Here is a 16,621-nt window from a genome sequence, read left to right as displayed (position 1 = left end):
CAATGGCAATTCGATTATAGTGATATAGCTGGACATATGATTCTGAGTATAATACCTATACCTTTTGATTTACCTTTAGCTCATGTAGCTTATGGTAATTTTAGAAGTGAAAGTGGTTCATGATTTTCATATGATTTATTTGTTCCTGCTGATACAGATGAAATAAGAGAAACTTGTGAGCTTAATATAAGCTCTGTCCTAAAACAACTTATTCTATTCTTTTCTATTCCTATATTCATCAGGCGTTATTCCCAAATAAGCTTTAAATTGCTTATAAAAATAACTAATATTTGAATAACCTACTTCATTTACAATGTCTGAAACAGAAAGATTAGTGTTTTTTAATAAATATTCCGCTTGCTGAAATCTTTTTTCCTTTATTAAAGTTTTATAGCTCTTTCCCGTTATTTTCTTTATTATTTTTCCCATATAATCAGGATTAAAATTAAAATACTTTGCTATATCTTTAATATTATTTTTTTTGTAATTATCATTTATATAATTCATAATATCAAGTAAAATACTTTTTTCTACTCTATGAGCAAAATCATTATTGAATTGTTTTTTATAATGACGTAACAATTCATTAAAAAGCAAATTCATAAACGCTCTAATAGCTATTTCCGTCCCCACTTTGGGTTCATAATATTCATATAATATATTTTCAATTATGTCTTTAATTTTATTATTATTGGAAGTTTGAAAATGAAGATATTGTTTAAATTTTTTCTTTTCGTATAAAGCCTTTACTATAAAATCAGAAATTATATCATTATAGGCTATTTGACTAAGAAATATCCAATCAAAAAATTCTTTTTTTATAAGAATATTGATGGCAATATCATGTTCATATGCTATATCAATGCTATGCTCCACATTCATATCTAATATTATAATCTCACCTTGTTTAATAATCACTTTGTCATCTTCAATTTTTTGTCTTATCTTACCAGAATAAACAAAGATCAATTCTAAATAATCATGTTTGTGCTTATAAAACTTTATAAACCTATCATGTTTATGTATCGCCAATAATTGAGTACCCATTATAAGTTTATCACTATTAATAATCCATTTACTATCATTATTATTCTTTGAAAAAAAATGCTTAAGTTGGAGCTTATATTCTGATTGATATTTGTTTTTCAATAAATTTTGTAACTGTAATTCAAATTCATTTAGATTTCTTAATTTATTATGTAGTTCTTCCTTATTCATAATAGAATCTCCTTAAATACACTAACCTTATATTTAAAAGAAATACCTTTTACTGTACTTCTTCATCCCTTGAAAAAACATTTATCACAATATCGACTTTTTAGCATTCCATGTTGTATTAGGAGAAAGATTCCTATTAGGATAAATATATCACCCACACTAATGATTTTTGGTAGGGGATAGGGTTTTAGTATTGGGATTATGTCAGATAGTATGTATGCTTTAGTTGTATTAGTACCAAGTATGTGTCCCATATCAAATGAGGCATTAACTCCTTGTGGTAAAAACACAGGCATTTGTCCTTTGTTCAATGCGATAGGAATTAAATTAAGAATTGTACCTATAGATAATAGGTTCATAGATAGTAATCTATGGTTTATTACAAGTGGTATTAAGAGTAAGATGTAGGATAATATATGCATTATGTAGAAAGCAGTTGTATTAATATTAATACTATTTCCTAGGCGAATAGCTATTATTTGGAGTAGTTGACTTGCAATTATCAAATACCATGCTTTGATTTCTATATTTTCAAAGTTAATTAGTCGTCCTTTTCTTAAATATCCAACTATAATAGATAAAACAATACCTTCAATTATCATATTCTCACCTTTTTATCATTCATACATGACTTTAATAAATTCATCAACTAATATAGGATTAAACTGGGTACCTTTGTTTACTTTTAATTCATCTAGTGCTTCTAGTGAAGCCATAGCTCTTTTATATGGTCTATCTGTTGTCATTGCATCAAAGCTGTCAGCTATAGCTAAAATAGCTGATTCTATAGGAATATCAGCACCTTTAAGGGCATCTGGATAGCCCGTACCATCATGTTTTTCATGATGATATCTGATAATATTTGATATCTCTTTTAATGAGTCTACATTACTAAGTATTCTTGCACCCATGACCGGATGTTCTTTAATAATCTCATATTCTTCCCTTGTCAGTTTACCTTTTTTATTAAGAATGAAATCAGGTATTCCTATTTTCCCAATATCATGAAGAAGTGCGGCTGTTCGAATCATTTCCACTTCTTTTTTCTTCATACCTGATGCTTTTGCAAGTTTTACAGCATACTCTTGAACACGTGTTGCATGCCCTCCTGTGTAAGCATCTTTTACTTCCAAAGCGTCATTTAATGCATGTATCGTTTCCATTGCCATTGATTGGGATTCAAAATATAATTTAAATGAATACCTTGCAACTAGAAGTGGAGCAAAGAACAAGACAACTACACCTTTACCATATCTCATATCCGCTAGAGCCATTATTATACCTAGAGCACCAATACCCAATAAGCTTGGAACAATACCTTTTAAATTATTTACAAATGTTTCTAATATATTTTTTTCATGCATAAGATTTATCATAATCGCTACTAAGAATGAATTTAAAATTTCACAGATTAGTATTATTATAAGTACTATTGGAACTAATTCTGATAAAGTATTTAGAGTTCCTTTTGTATATCCAAGTATACCATATAATATTTCCCCGGCAATACCAATAACAACAACTACTTGAGAAATATTAAATATTGTTCTTGAAATCTGCGTATTAAAAATATGCCTTCTTTCTCCTTCAATAACAGGCATTCTAAAAACAAATCCTATACCTGCAACTATCGCTCCAGTAGTAGGACCGCATATAATCATAGCTGTAACAGTAACTGCAAGTCCAACAGAAACAGCTACCCCAGAAGGAAAAGATATTAAAAAAGTTTCAGTTACTGTAGCCAATAATCCCCAAAAGAATATATCTTCTACTGAACTTATTTCATACTTATTATAAAGGAAATATAAAACAGTTATAGCTAATATACTCATAAAAATAATATACATCAGCATACCTTTTTTATTATTCATTCTTATACCCCCATATATATAAAAAGTCGACTAACCAATCATATATATTCTACCAAACGCTAATCCAAGCACCTGCTGATAAAACTAATGATAATAAGCTAACTAAAGCTACAATAATTTTTTTCATTGAATATAGCCTCCTTGTTTCTCATCTCTGCTAATCCGCTATAATAGCAGGCTATATTCCTCTCCGCTAATCTCTATCTACTGAAAAAACTATAATAATTTTAGATTAGTCGACCTCTCATAACTAAAGTGTCAGCTGTAAAATGTGTCTATTTATAGAATCCATAGTTGCCCTTGCAAGAGCTTCTTTGGAATCATTACCAATCTTGGCCGAACCTGTATAGATTTCTTCTCTTCCTTTTAGTTGAGATGAGATACTAACAACCATAACTTCTACGTTAGATAAACTTACTCTTCTAGCATCTTCAAATACAAATACATCTTCTAACTGACAGAATTTCTCAACTGCTCTTAAAACTGTATTACCGAGTATTCTATTAATATTACTTAATGTATTTATACCTGACATACTACTTTCATATGTATGTCCACATTTTTCTAACACTACTCTTACTTCAACGTTAGAACCATTGTTATTGTATTCTATACTTTTAATCTTTAGTCTAGGATCTGACTCCTGCTGTACTACATCGCCTTTAATTTGGGCAATGCTCACTTTTTTATAATCAATGGATATGTCAAACTCAGATATAAGAATTGCTTCTATGTCTCTTAAGATTTGTTTAGGATTTCTTCTTAAATCGGATACTATATGAATCTCTTCAATACTTTCATTTTCATCAATAACTACCTTACAACCTTGCACCGACCTAATTTTCTTTAGGTAGTTTTCCATCTTTTCAATATTCATTATGATATTAGCCCCCTCTCCAATCATTTATTGAATCTCTTTAAATTATATAGTATAAAACTAATAATTTCAATAAATATACGATTTTTTAGGATAAATATACCATCACGAGATATTTTATTTCAATTTATATAGTTGTTCGTTCATTCATAACGCTCCTATATCGAACATATTAGATATAATTCTTAAGATATCCCCTTCTTCTATATCTTCAACATCTAGCTTATTATCTAAAATATCTTCTATTGATATTTCACTTACTTCATTATAATTTTCAATACAGTTAATTGATAATATTCTATAATCATTATTCTCTAAAATAATTTCAATTTTTTTCACATAATCTCTATTATCTATATATGTATTAATATTAATTCTAAATTCTTCTTCAGTTAATGTATTTAATAATTTCTTATCAATAAAATCATTTTTTGCTTTAGTGGTAATTACCTTATTAATATCTTCATTATTTATATTGATGGTAATTTTATTTGTCATAATTTTTTTGCTACTACCATTTATTGTTATTGGTTTCATTCCTTCATCGATAATGATATCATGCAAACCATCAAGTGTTTGTTCTACCCTATTAATATCTAATTTATTGTTTATTTCTTCACTAAACAAATCATAATAATAACTATTTTCTTCTACTATTGGGGCAAAAACTATCCTATTATTTATTTTATAGATATCTCCTAACTCTTTATCTATTCCAAGGTTGTTTGCATTTATACTGATGTTTAGCCTAATCCTATTATCTGCATTACTGACTATTCCATCATATAAAAAAGAGATATCATCTATTATTGATATATCTTCACCTTTACTTTTAATGGTTATTTCTCCACTTATATTGTAATCATCATTGATCAGTTTGTTTACACCATTACATAATTTTTCAGAAGTCGATTTACCAATATCACGTAATGAAACATTCACCATAATTATTAGCAAAATAAATATACCACCAATAACTGTCAGTGGTATTCTTTTCCTATCAAATTTCATATCATTTCCTCCAAAAATACCGTTTATATTTAATAAGAATTATGGATGCATTATCACCTGCTCCATTTTTCATAATAACATTATAGATATCATTTACAATCGATTGCAAGTTAACATTGCTTCTAAATTTATCAATAATAATTTTATCCATTATTTCTTTTGATATAAAATTATATACTCCATCACTGCATAACATAAATAAATTCCCTTTATCTAGATAGTCAATTTTTGTGAATGGATTGATTTTATTTTCCAGGCCTATACATTGAGTTAAAATATTTTTATTGGTATTGATATATATACTATCTCTAGATATGTCTCCTTGCCTTACTTTAGCTGCAACAAGAGAATGGTCTTTTGAAATTTGCTTAAATGAATTCTCGTTCTTCTTATATATTCTACTATCCCCTATATGAGTTATCACATACTTATCCCCATATATGAATAGAACTGTTAAAGTTGTCCCCATTTTCTTATGTTTATTCCTACATTTGTATATTTCCTTATTTATATTTGTAAAACAATTCAACAGACTATTTTTAACAGATATAAAAATATTATCCGATTCCACCATAATTCTCTCTAAATCATTATCCCACCAATTAGTAAGTTCACAGATTGCGATAGTACTGGCAACTTCTCCTTGTGAATGTCCACCCATACCATCAGCAATAACGAATAGTCCAAATTCCAAAGAATTTATTTGTCCTATCTTGATTAATATCCTATCTTGATTCACTTCTTTAACTAATCCACATTCACTTATTACCCCATATTCAAATTTCCTGTTAGCCAATTTTATTAGTCCCTTCCCTATAAAACCCCTTAAACCATAATTCTTAATTAATTCATCTCAAAAGTATATTCACAATTGGAAATAGCAACGTGAGTTCCATCATGCAACTGATATTTCTTATTACTAACCAATCTCTCTTCATCTAGATATGTCCCATTCTTAGAGTTAAGGTCAATTATATAATATTTTTCATCTTCATTAATAATTTTACAATGAATTCTGCTTACTGAGCTATTTTCTACTATATAATCTACTTGACTATCTAACTTTCCTATTATAAATGGATTACTAGCTATAATTACTTTATTAACTATGTCTCCATCTTTACTTAATAAATAAGGTTCTGCCTCAATATTTAATTTCTGCTTGTAATCCTCTAATAAGATAGTATCCTCCGTTGAATAATTAGTTCTTTCAGGTTTTTCAACCATTTTTTCTTTAGCCTTATATTTTTTATTTTCTATGATACTATCATTCTTACTTTCAACCTCTTCTTTTTCAACAATAGGCTCTTCAAATAACTTTTCTCTATTTTTATATTCAACATTAAAAGAATTCACAGCTGGTTCATTATAAACCTTTTTCTTATTCATATTTATAGAGTTAGTCTGCTCTTTTTTATTTTTCATATGGTCGTATACCTTTTTAGAGGTATAAAGATTAACTGCAAGTAACATACCAATACACGCTAATAATGATGCCATTTCAATTTTACCTGTTACATCAGAATATAGAACCTTTGATTTTAACATAACTACAAATACTAATACTGTTAGAATCTGTATACAACCTATAATAATAATGTACAAATAATTACCCATATCCTTAGAAGATTTTTGATTATCTTTTCTATTATTGTTTTTGTGCTTAATTTCTTTTTTGATACTTTTGTTCTTAGTGGTTACATCTACTTTCTCATTACCGGATTTTTTATTAATTTCTGATTTCATGCTTTTTGCTTCTTCTACTTTTTCTCTTTGCTTATTTTGTTCAATAAGCTTAGAAATAATAAAGTTATCTTCCTCATTCGATTCATTACTATTTATATTTTTATCATTACCTCCGCTATTTTTCTGGGCTTGCATCTTCTTATTATCAGATTGTACCTTGGGACTAACTGTACTGTTAATAATATTTTCTATAGTATTTATATTGAAATCAGGCTGTTTACATGCTGTTATCAACTTATGGAGCAACATTACTGCATTTACATCTTCTTGACTTACTTTATCAAATAGAAATTCAATAAGGTTGATTGTCTCATCAATAATATTACCCTGTTCATTATCAAAAGGAGTATATACATAGCAAGGTAAAAACCCATTGGGATTAATATAAATCATCTCTGGTTGTAATAATATTTTATTACAATCCAAATAATATTTTTCACAATCTTTAACAATACTTATTAGATTAGAAAAAAACTTCTTCAATTCATTGGAGGTTAACTTTTTCCTTTCTAATATTTCTGTCAACTTCTGTTTAGATGTTATATTGTAATAGAGCTTTTTTTCCATGTTTATTGTTCTTATGTTAATGTCTAGAAAGGAATCTATAGAATTCCTCTCCAACATCTCAATTTCATAATTTTCTATGCTGATAGCATCATCTACTTTTATTACCAGATAACTGTTTATAGCATCTCTTTCATATGTAATATTAGTAATCATTAATTCACACCGGGTATCTTATCTGTCTCACCACTAATTTTTGCAAACAAATCATTAATGAGTTCTATAATTTTCTTTCTAAATATAACTACAATCCCCACTATAACAATAATGATAAGCGCTATCTCCACAACTCCCATACCATCTTCTTCATTCCAAAATCTCTTTAAAGTATCTAACATACATTTATCCTCCTATAATTTATAATTTATTTTAATACAGTGACTTACACTCCAAGTGACATAAATGCTGGCATCATTACAATAATTATTATAATGACAAACATAATACCCATAGGAATAAGTAGCTTGGAACTAGCTTTTTCACCAGCCTTTTTTGCCTCATTTTTTCTAACATCCCATGCCTCATTAGCCTGATTTTGAAGTGCCATTACCAATGTATCATTACCTTTTCTAATATTTTGAACAATAACTGTTGTAAACCTCATCATTTCTGGTATCTTACATCTTTTACCAAAATCTTCATAAGCTTTTACCTCAGACAGTCCATTATTGATCTCTTGAAGAGTTTCTAGCATCTCTTCATATAAAAACAGCTTATCAACTCTACCAGTTGTAACATCCTCGTAGTAATCCTTAGATATCTTATTCCATGCTCGACTTAATGTCATTCCTGCATTTAATAATAGGGTCAGCTTTATTACAAACTCTGGAAAACATTTTCTTATTTCTGAACTTCTATCTTCAACTTTTTTCTTGACTTCATAATCTTTTAATAACACTAATAGGATAATTACTATCAAACCAAAAATTAAGAACTTCAAACTATCATTACCATCTGATTTTAATAACCAACTTATTTTTCCGTTATGTCCTTCTATTGTAGTAGGTAAAATTATTTTATCGTCAGATTTGTTCAATAGATTATCTGTTGATAACTCTTCTTTTATGGCTTTTTCAATCAATTCTAATTTTTCTTCTTTTGTTAATGTTTTTGGATATACTTTTAAATCTATTGTTTTATCAATACTTTCTCCTGCATATATTAGTTTTGCAGTAATCTTGGTTTCATTACCCTTACCCGCAATATTACTGTAATCTAGCTCACCATTTTTTTCTATATACGGATTATCAATAGTCCATGTAATCTTGATATTTTTACCAGGAAACCACTTAACTAGATTCAATTTCTTATCTATGACTTTTAGATTGGAATTACCCCCTAGTATGTAATTAGGTAGTACATTTGCGGCTTCTTTTAAGATTTCTCTTGCTTTTTCTTTATCTGGATTCTCCTCTGGAACTAATACCGTTACATCCTTAACATTTTTTTCACCATCGATCGCTATCTGTGCTTGTAAGTCATAGGATACATTTCCTGTTCCTAATGAAGGTCTTTTTATAGTATTATTCATAAGATTGATACTATCATTACCTTGAAAACTCAAAATCAATGTTATGAATAACACTCCAATAAGTGATATTACTCCAAGAGAAATTTTTTCTGCTTTATGCATTCTAAGACGGAATTTATATTCTCGCTTCCCATAAATGATATATATATTATCTCTTATACTTTTACCTACTCTTATTTTTTTACCGATAACTTTATCTAGTATAATCAAGGCTGTGGGCATAAGTTCCTTAAGTTTGTATTCTTTCTTATCAATACATTCCATTTCTTCTTTATACATATTTTTAGTTAGAAAAAATAATACAAACAACCCTACCAATACAATAAAACTTATTATTCCTATTACCATTATCTACACCTCTATGTCCGTTATTTTTCTACCAACTTTATAGCTTATTGCAAATAATATAAGGCAAACGGTCATTAATATTCTTCCTAACAAAGTGGAATACATAACATCTAAATAACCTGGTGAAGATATTTGAAGATAAATAATTATTCCAGGGACTAATAAACTCAGTATACTCTGTTCGAATTGTTTACTTGATACTAATACTTCTATTTCGCTCTGAATTTCAATTTTTTCACTTATCATATTGGATGTATATCTTATTATGCTGATAATATTACCACCTGTTCTTTTTGCTGTAATAAATACATTTGAAAAATTAGTAATATCATCAATAGAAGCTCTAGAAGCAAAATCCTGTATAGCATCTTCTATGGTTTCATTCATTTCTATCTTTCTAACTATGTACTCAAATTCTAATATAATATATGTATTTGGTTCAGGATATAAAATTCTTAGATCATTCAAAACAGATTTAAAAGCACTCTCAATGGATTTTCCTGCTCCCAAAGAAGAAGATAATGCATAAATGGCTTCTTTAAATTGAAGTCTTAATTCTTTTTTTCTTTTTTTAATCAATTGGGGTTTCTTATATTTAGGATACAATAGTCCTATTAAAGAAAATATCCCTGCAATAATATGATTATTATAAAATAGTATACAAAGTAGATAAATACCTACCATAGCCATTACTGAATATTTAATTCTCTCTCGAATATCCATATGATACTCATCATAATTAATTAGCACATTAGTAGTAACATCCATCATATCTCTTCTCCAACTTCTACTCCTGACATAATAAATTTATCTCTATGTATCAACTTATTATTAGTTCTAATAAGTTTACCTTCCAATTTGGAACTATCATCCTCATACTCTCTTAGTTCATGAAACTTATATATGGGATTAAGAACTATCTCACCGTTTTCATATCCTTTGACCTCAACTATTTCAAGAACCCTTCTAGATTTATCTCTAAGTCTTCCTAAATGAATCATTATGTCCATAGCAGACGCTATCTGTTGTCTTATAGCCTCAAGAGGCATATTGGCACCAGTTAAGATCATTGTTTCTAATCTACTTAACATATCTTTAGTAGAATTGGCATGACCTGTTGATAGGGAGCCATCATGACCTGTATTCATTGCCTGTAACATATCCAATGCTTCTTCTCCTCTGACTTCTCCTACGACAATTCTATCTGGACGCATTCTCAGGGAAGATTTAATTAAATCACGGATACTAATCATTCCTTTACCCTCAACATTTTCATTTCTGGTTTCTAACCTAACAAGATTATCAACTGACCTGATCTGTAATTCAGCCGAATCTTCAATAGTGATAATTCTCTCGTCTCTAGGTATAAAATTAGATAGCACATTTAAAAATGTAGTCTTTCCAGAACCTGTCCCTCCACAGATAAAAATATTATACTTAGCTCTAACCATTTTTTCTAGAATATCCGCAACCTCTTTTGTTAGACTTCCCCACTGTATCAATTGCTTTATGCCAATTGGCTTTTCTGGAAATTTTCTTATAGTGACTATGGGCCCATTTAGTGCTATGGGAGGTAAAACAATATTTATTCTTGAACCATCTGAAAGTCTTGCATCAACAATAGGTGAAGATTCATTAACTATTCTATTGACTTTAGCAACAATCTGCTGAATGACATCTTCTAGTTTAACAGTACTTTCAAAACAATTTTCAATCTTTTTAATTCTTCCATTTTGCTCTATGAAAATATCATCTTTACCATTTATCATAATTTCTGTTACAGTTTTATCCTCCAAAAGAGGCTGCAATACATCAAGTCTCCTAATAGAGTTGAAAAGCTTATCCCCTAACTCATATCTTTCTGTTACACTAATATATTCTTCTCTAGATTTTTCTTTTATTACATCATCAATTATATCTTTAATAGCATCATCTGTAGGGTCTACGGTCAAATCAATTTTATTTCTTACTATATCTTTTAGATTATCCAAGTCCTTCATCAATTAATTTCCCTCACTTTTAATAACTCTATCTACATAATTTCTTAAGGATCTACCCAAATATCCATCTAGATTAATACTTTTTCTTTCTTCTATATTGATTAGTAACTCTCTATCATAAGGAATATACATGTCTACTTCTTTATTTCTTATTGATACACCTTCTAATACTTCCTTTTGACTATCAGTATTATTAATAATTATTTTCACATTGTTATTAATATCCTCAATACCTATTTTTTCAATACTACTATACAGATAATTCATCTTAGTTAAAGCCATTTCAAACATATTTGTTAATAATAACACTTCATCACATATTCTTAGAATCTCTAGATTTTTATCATTAATATTAGAATCGAAATCTATTACAATTCTTGCATAATTGGAATTATTTTTTATGTACTCTATTAGATCTATCCATTCTTTGGCGGATACTTCATGAATATCTTTATAGCAATAGGGTGGCGAAAAATAGTCCATCCCAGAATTAACATCAGTATTTTTTAATCCTTCAATTTTCATTATCAGGTTCTTATTTTTTTGCTTGATATAATATAGTAAATCAGAAAAGTTATTCGTATTGTTACAATCTAGTATAGCTGAATAAGAGGCCATTTCTTCCAAACTTATAAATAATGTTTTAATACCTTTTAGAGCATATTCCTTAGATAGACCAACTGATACTGTTGTCTTTCCACTCCCACCTACAGGAGAATAGATTCCTATCACCTTTGCCTCAACATTATTATTATTTTTCACTATTATTTCATCATTACTATATTTTGAAAAAATACTAATTAATTCCCTAGCAATAATATCTCCTGGTTGATACTTATTAATATAAGGATATGTAAGTAAATTTTCTGGTACTCTATCAGGTGTGTTAATTATTGTCATCTGTACATTGGTAAGATCAATTTCTTCTGTCATTAATTTTGGTGAAATCAATAATATATCTGCTTTCTTAGTTTCTAGATATTTAATAAGCAACTCTTTCTCGGTAAAAGAAATAACATTGTATTCTGTTTCATTCCACGAAGATAGAAATCTTGAAATTGCATTTAAATAACCTTTATCCTTGTCCACTATAATTACATTCAATCTAATCATATTATCCTCACTCCAAGTATAACTTTGTACTTTTTCTCTTTTATTAGCCAAAAATTCTAAGTTCAGAAATCATCTGATATATGATACCTGCTCCTATTGCATATGATAATCTTATTACATGACTTTTATCTTCTTTATTGAGCTCATCATATATTCCAACCTGTCTATTAATAAATATATTATGTAAAAAATTGAAAAAATGTTTGAATCTAATAGCAAGATTTCTTTTTACTATCATTTTGATAAGTGCCATAATAGCTGCAGCTATAAGTATATACAAAGATGATTTTGCTAAAAAATTTATTCCTAGTAATCCACCTATAACTCCAATCAATTTAATATCACCAGCACCTAATGTTCTAAGAATAAACAAAATGAATAAGATTAGTATAGGTAACGATATACCAATTAACCAGTTAACTAATCCTGTAACACCTAACTGAGCACAATTAACAATAAGTCCAGCTCCTGCAAATAATAAGATAACTGAATTTTTTATTGTATAGTTTTTTGTATCTGTATATAATGATAAAATCAATAATACACATACCAGAACATACTTAATTATAGGAATCATTTATTTATTCCTTTCATTCATATAAGCTTAAATTTTATACTATTAAATTTTTACCTTCCTAACGCTAATTTTCATAAGATAATAATAATGATTATACAGAAATTAAACATTTATAAATTACGTATATTATTAAATTGTTCGTTTAATATACATTTAAGATATAATAGATATGTTAAAATAAAATTAATTAAAATTAAATATATTTTCCCCTCTAAACGTCCCCTTAATACATATTATATGAAATTTATAGAGAAATGTAAAGATATTTTTGTTATTTGCATATATTTTGTTGAATTTTGTTATATTTTTATTTATTCATAATTGGTTTTAGTGTCAAAAGCAAGTTTTTCTAATAAATGTACCATATATTGTGTTTAGTAGAACCATCCAAACACAATATATAATACATTCAAGTTCAACTATATGCTTTTGACACTATAACCATAATTAAGTATTTTAGTTTCTTATTCTTATTAATGTGAATACTAATTAACATATTAAATATAGGTAATAAAAAAGCCACATATGATATTATAACTCAACCATAGTGACTAAGATCATTATAAAAACTTATCGACCAACGCTAGGGAATATAACAACAGAAATCCAGGGATTCCTAAAATGCCTACTACAAAACCATTTACTATATTCAACCCAACAAATAGGCCTAAACCTTTTAGTATAAAATTCAATCCATAAATTGCACCTAAACCAATACAACCTCTTATTAAAACTAATAATACCTTCTTAACTGGTTTCATAAGCATTGAAAACAATATAATAATTAAACACACCACAAAAATCCATATAATTAATTGATTGTTTTCCTTCTACCCCCTTTACCAAATGAATATCAATTTATCTTATCAGCAGTACCTCAGATATTTCATATTCTCGATAATTAAGTAAACAAGTTATCATCTATTATATTATATGTTGTCTATAACTATATATTCTTATTTTAATTAAAAAGCATCTTTAACCAATACTTCTATCACAACAAAAAATATAATAAATCAAATCTTTTTGTTGGATTAGTCATTATTGTATTTTAGCAATAATATTCATTTGTTTTGCTTGGTTAATAAGATATTCATATTTTAATTGCATTGCTTTTACCTCATATATGCAACTATCGATTAGTTCCGGTTCAGTGACAACATCAAAATTGCTATACGCAGTATCTAGAGCTCTTTTAGCAATTTTAATATTATTAAGTAATAGTTCTTTTTCATTAATGTCATTACTATTTTCATTTTGTATAGCTAGATTCAAATTACTTATCCTACTCATATTCTATACCTCTTATAAAATTATTTTATTATATAGTATAGTCATAAATTAACTATTTATTCATTTTTTGGTAAAAACAGTAAATGAAATGAGAAATAGAGTGCAATTAAATGATAATATAATGAAATGAAATTTGATAAAAATATTTATATATTATTAAGTACTGTAAAAATATTTAATTTATTAATTATCCTTATAACTTCTTTTGTATCTTTTGATTTGAATTTTCTTAGTATACTCCTTATTTGAGATTTGACAGTAGACTCTTCCACAAATCTTATTTCGCATATCTCACTTCTAGATTTCCCTTCACATAAGAGCTTAAGAGTCTCTAATTCCGTACTTGTAAGTGTAGAAACTATATTAATATAAAAAAGCAAACTTTCTTCATTACCTTTAATTCTTTTAAATTCACCACGTAATTTTTTTGCAATATTAGGTCTAATAGGAGAAGAATCTCTATACGCATCTTTTACAGCAGAAAGAATTACTTCTGGTTTTGCATCCTTTAAAACATAATCAACTACACCTGCTTGAAAGGCACTAAAAATAAGTTCATCTTCTTCATAAACTGTAAGCATAATAATTTTTATATTAGGAAAATGCAATAAAATCTCATGAGTAGCTTTAATACCTGCAGTATGAGTTTCCATATGAATATCCATCAAAATTACATCAGGCTTGTGTAAAGAAGTTTTTAAAATTGCTTCATATCCATTTTGAGCCGTATGTATTTCAATTATTTCTTCATCCTTTTTTAAAATATTATTGATTCTTTTACATACTGAAGGAATATCATCTACAATTAATACTTTAATACCTTGCTCCATATATTATCCTCCTCTAAATTAACCCTATAAATGATTATACTTTAATTGTAAATCATATAATTTGAATTTTTGGGTTGAAATTTCTTCAACCTTTACATTATTAGTGGCAACATAATCTTAATTGTAGTACCTCTGTGTTTTGAACTTTCTACAACAATATTGCCGTTATGGATATCAATAATTTGTTTTACATAAGACAGTCCTATTCCCCAGTTATTATCTCCTGTTTTTGTTGTATAGAATGCCTCAAAAATCTTACTTTGTATCTCTTTTTCCATTCCTATACCATTATCCTGTATTGATATTATTACCCAATCATTGATAACTTCTGTTAGAATACTTATAATTCCATCATCGTTTTCATTAGCTTCAATGGCTTCAACTGCATTTTTAATCATTACATTCAAACACTCTCCAATATGTTCTTCGTCAATAAATGCTCTTGGATTCAAGTTAGTTAATTTGTAATTCAATGAAGTATCATTAGTCATACTAGCAACCTGTTCATTGACAAATTGACTAATAAAATCGTTGATGTAAGCAGGTTCAAGAATAATACTTTGACTCTGAATACGTTTATGCATCTCATTTAATCTCTCAATAGTTTGCTTGGATATATTATTAATAGTATTCGCCGTTTCTAATAGGTCAGTATCATCTTTTAATTCATCAATCAAAATCTCGCTCTCAAATTGTATAGCAAGCAGTTGATTTTTCAACGAATGACTTAATGCCCTGATACCAAAATTATTCTTCTTAAGAATCTTATGCTTACTGTGATGCTTAGAACTATATACTTTATTCAACGACTTATATTTTAGTGTTGCAAAAAGCATAATAGTAAAACAGAAAACACTTAGGTATGGATAAATATAATATATAAACGAGGGGATCATTTTAGGCTGTTCATATATCAAATAAGTTGTTCTTTGATAAATGCTAACTAATATTGCTGGTGCCCATGAAAAAGTGATTAAGTGAAAAGTAATAATACAAAGTAAACCTACTAGATTAAAGAAATAATACTCTCTTATAATAGGAAGGTTCTTTCTTCTTAGAAATTCCATAATTAAAAAAATCAATGGTATGATTAACATAAGTAAATTATATACCTTCGTAAATGAATAAAATGATTTATACAAGGAATTGAATGCATCATAACCAAGAATGTTGAGACTCAAAGTAATCTTATACAGTTCTCTATAAATCTCTGGATCATATAATATCAATTGAACAACTAAAATAATACATGGAATATATGAAGCTAATCTAGGCTTTCTATAACCATAGATAAAGTAGATCATATATAGATACATACATACAATAAATAATACCGTACCAAAATTAATTAATCTTATTACATTAATTATATTGGCTTTAGAATAAACCAAATCATTCCATACACCAAATGGTACATAGAAAAAATATTTAACTATAACATAAGATAAATTCAATTTAGCTAAATATTGCAACAACCCCAATAAAGACATACACCATCCTATAATACTGCCTATTAAAAAATATGATGTAATGTTAAGAGGGTTTTTAACAAATACAAAGATTGCAAAAACCAAAAATAATACTGTTATATATAACATACCTTCACCTACAGTTTCAAATGGAAAATTAATTGACAAGGGCT

18 protein-coding genes are annotated in these 16,621 nt (G+C 27.7%); all 18 read right to left on the bottom strand.

What is annotated here, in order from left to right; translation table 11 throughout:
• Positions 1–89: 89 nt before the first annotated feature.
• On the bottom strand, positions 90–239 hold the full coding sequence (locus tag ACX6CF_RS10395) for a hypothetical protein (RefSeq protein WP_458785258.1): 150 nt from the start codon (positions 237–239) through the stop codon (positions 90–92).
• Positions 214–1,218, bottom strand: a complete 1,005-nt coding sequence (locus ACX6CF_RS10390; protein WP_458785257.1) for an AraC family transcriptional regulator — start codon at positions 1,216–1,218, stop codon at positions 214–216. Before ACX6CF_RS10390 ends, ACX6CF_RS10395 begins: the two co-directional genes overlap by 26 nt.
• Positions 1,219–1,280: 62 nt before the next feature.
• Positions 1,281–1,820 carry a DUF5317 domain-containing protein gene (locus tag ACX6CF_RS10385; RefSeq protein WP_458785256.1) on the bottom strand — a complete coding sequence of 180 codons (540 nt, stop codon included), beginning with the start codon at positions 1,818–1,820 and terminating at the stop codon, positions 1,281–1,283.
• Between the two features lie 15 nt (positions 1,821–1,835).
• Complete coding sequence (locus ACX6CF_RS10380; protein WP_458785255.1) at positions 1,836–3,089, bottom strand: HD-GYP domain-containing protein; 1,254 nt, start codon at positions 3,087–3,089, stop codon at positions 1,836–1,838.
• 250 nt (positions 3,090–3,339) lie between these two features.
• Positions 3,340–3,966, bottom strand: a complete 627-nt coding sequence (locus ACX6CF_RS10375) for a hypothetical protein (protein WP_458785254.1) — start codon at positions 3,964–3,966, stop codon at positions 3,340–3,342.
• Between the two features lie 147 nt (positions 3,967–4,113).
• Complete coding sequence (locus ACX6CF_RS10370; protein WP_458785253.1) at positions 4,114–4,977, bottom strand: hypothetical protein; 864 nt, start codon at positions 4,975–4,977, stop codon at positions 4,114–4,116.
• A gap of 1 nt (position 4,978) precedes the next feature.
• Entirely contained in the window at positions 4,979–5,773 is a 795-nt protein-coding gene (locus ACX6CF_RS10365; protein ID WP_458785252.1) for a PP2C family protein-serine/threonine phosphatase, read from the bottom strand.
• 47 nt (positions 5,774–5,820) lie between these two features.
• On the bottom strand, positions 5,821–7,443 hold the full coding sequence (locus tag ACX6CF_RS10360; protein WP_458785251.1) for a DUF6382 domain-containing protein: 1,623 nt from the start codon (positions 7,441–7,443) through the stop codon (positions 5,821–5,823).
• Complete coding sequence (locus tag ACX6CF_RS10355) at positions 7,443–7,625, bottom strand: Flp1 family type IVb pilin (RefSeq protein WP_458785250.1); 183 nt, start codon at positions 7,623–7,625, stop codon at positions 7,443–7,445. The genes ACX6CF_RS10360 and ACX6CF_RS10355 overlap by 1 nt, the downstream gene beginning before the upstream one ends.
• 44 nt (positions 7,626–7,669) lie before the next feature.
• Positions 7,670–9,166, bottom strand: a complete 1,497-nt coding sequence (locus ACX6CF_RS10350) for a type II secretion system F family protein (RefSeq protein WP_458785249.1) — start codon at positions 9,164–9,166, stop codon at positions 7,670–7,672.
• 3 nt (positions 9,167–9,169) lie between these two features.
• Positions 9,170–9,937 (bottom strand): type II secretion system F family protein, encoded by a 768-nt coding sequence (locus ACX6CF_RS10345; RefSeq protein ID WP_458785248.1) that lies wholly within the window; start codon positions 9,935–9,937, stop codon positions 9,170–9,172.
• The gene (locus tag ACX6CF_RS10340) at positions 9,934–11,166 is read right to left on the bottom strand and encodes a CpaF family protein (protein ID WP_458785309.1); all 1,233 of its coding nucleotides are present in this window, start codon (positions 11,164–11,166) and stop codon (positions 9,934–9,936) included. Before ACX6CF_RS10340 ends, ACX6CF_RS10345 begins: the two co-directional genes overlap by 4 nt.
• Before the next feature lie 3 nt (positions 11,167–11,169).
• Positions 11,170–12,279, bottom strand: a complete 1,110-nt coding sequence (locus tag ACX6CF_RS10335; RefSeq protein ID WP_458785247.1) for an AAA family ATPase — start codon at positions 12,277–12,279, stop codon at positions 11,170–11,172.
• A 43-nt stretch (positions 12,280–12,322) separates the two neighbouring features.
• Positions 12,323–12,856, bottom strand: a complete 534-nt coding sequence (locus ACX6CF_RS10330) for a prepilin peptidase (RefSeq protein ID WP_458785246.1) — start codon at positions 12,854–12,856, stop codon at positions 12,323–12,325.
• Between the two features lie 560 nt (positions 12,857–13,416).
• Entirely contained in the window at positions 13,417–13,650 is a 234-nt protein-coding gene (locus ACX6CF_RS10325) for a pro-sigmaK processing inhibitor BofA family protein (protein ID WP_458785245.1), read from the bottom strand.
• A 247-nt stretch (positions 13,651–13,897) separates the two neighbouring features.
• A complete protein-coding gene (locus ACX6CF_RS10320; protein ID WP_458785244.1) occupies positions 13,898–14,149 on the bottom strand; it encodes a YaaL family protein in 252 nt (83 codons plus the stop codon).
• 146 nt (positions 14,150–14,295) lie between these two features.
• On the bottom strand, positions 14,296–14,979 hold the full coding sequence (locus tag ACX6CF_RS10315) for a response regulator (protein ID WP_458785243.1): 684 nt from the start codon (positions 14,977–14,979) through the stop codon (positions 14,296–14,298).
• A gap of 92 nt (positions 14,980–15,071) precedes the next feature.
• Positions 15,072–16,577, bottom strand: a complete 1,506-nt coding sequence (locus ACX6CF_RS10310) for a sensor histidine kinase (RefSeq protein ID WP_458785242.1) — start codon at positions 16,575–16,577, stop codon at positions 15,072–15,074.
• Positions 16,578–16,621 lie beyond the last annotated feature (44 nt).

The sequence above is a fragment of the Vallitalea sediminicola genome, from assembly GCF_054408565.1.
This window is presented reverse-complemented; position numbering and strand designations above follow the sequence as displayed.

What these genes read in the sequence shown, in the direction of transcription:
- ACX6CF_RS10395 (WP_458785258.1), bottom strand. Translation starts at nt 239, where the DNA reads ATGAATATAGGAATAGAAAAGAATAGAATAAGTTGTTTTAGGACAGAG.
- ACX6CF_RS10390 (WP_458785257.1), bottom strand. Translation starts at nt 1,218, where the DNA reads ATGAATAAGGAAGAACTACATAATAAATTAAGAAATCTAAATGAATTT.
- ACX6CF_RS10385 (WP_458785256.1), bottom strand. Translation starts at nt 1,820, where the DNA reads ATGATAATTGAAGGTATTGTTTTATCTATTATAGTTGGATATTTAAGA.
- ACX6CF_RS10380 (WP_458785255.1), bottom strand. Translation starts at nt 3,089, where the DNA reads ATGAATAATAAAAAAGGTATGCTGATGTATATTATTTTTATGAGTATA.
- ACX6CF_RS10375 (WP_458785254.1), bottom strand. Translation starts at nt 3,966, where the DNA reads ATGAATATTGAAAAGATGGAAAACTACCTAAAGAAAATTAGGTCGGTG.
- ACX6CF_RS10370 (WP_458785253.1), bottom strand. Translation starts at nt 4,977, where the DNA reads ATGAAATTTGATAGGAAAAGAATACCACTGACAGTTATTGGTGGTATA.
- ACX6CF_RS10360 (WP_458785251.1), bottom strand. Translation starts at nt 7,443, where the DNA reads ATGATTACTAATATTACATATGAAAGAGATGCTATAAACAGTTATCTG.
- ACX6CF_RS10355 (WP_458785250.1), bottom strand. Translation starts at nt 7,625, where the DNA reads ATGTTAGATACTTTAAAGAGATTTTGGAATGAAGAAGATGGTATGGGA.
- ACX6CF_RS10350 (WP_458785249.1), bottom strand. Translation starts at nt 9,166, where the DNA reads ATGGTAATAGGAATAATAAGTTTTATTGTATTGGTAGGGTTGTTTGTA.
- ACX6CF_RS10345 (WP_458785248.1), bottom strand. Translation starts at nt 9,937, where the DNA reads ATGATGGATGTTACTACTAATGTGCTAATTAATTATGATGAGTATCAT.
- ACX6CF_RS10340 (WP_458785309.1), bottom strand. Translation starts at nt 11,166, where the DNA reads ATGAAGGACTTGGATAATCTAAAAGATATAGTAAGAAATAAAATTGAT.
- ACX6CF_RS10335 (WP_458785247.1), bottom strand. Translation starts at nt 12,279, where the DNA reads ATGATTAGATTGAATGTAATTATAGTGGACAAGGATAAAGGTTATTTA.
- ACX6CF_RS10330 (WP_458785246.1), bottom strand. Translation starts at nt 12,856, where the DNA reads ATGATTCCTATAATTAAGTATGTTCTGGTATGTGTATTATTGATTTTA.
- ACX6CF_RS10320 (WP_458785244.1), bottom strand. Translation starts at nt 14,149, where the DNA reads ATGAGTAGGATAAGTAATTTGAATCTAGCTATACAAAATGAAAATAGT.
- ACX6CF_RS10315 (WP_458785243.1), bottom strand. Translation starts at nt 14,979, where the DNA reads ATGGAGCAAGGTATTAAAGTATTAATTGTAGATGATATTCCTTCAGTA.
- ACX6CF_RS10310 (WP_458785242.1), bottom strand. Translation starts at nt 16,577, where the DNA reads ATGTTATATATAACAGTATTATTTTTGGTTTTTGCAATCTTTGTATTT.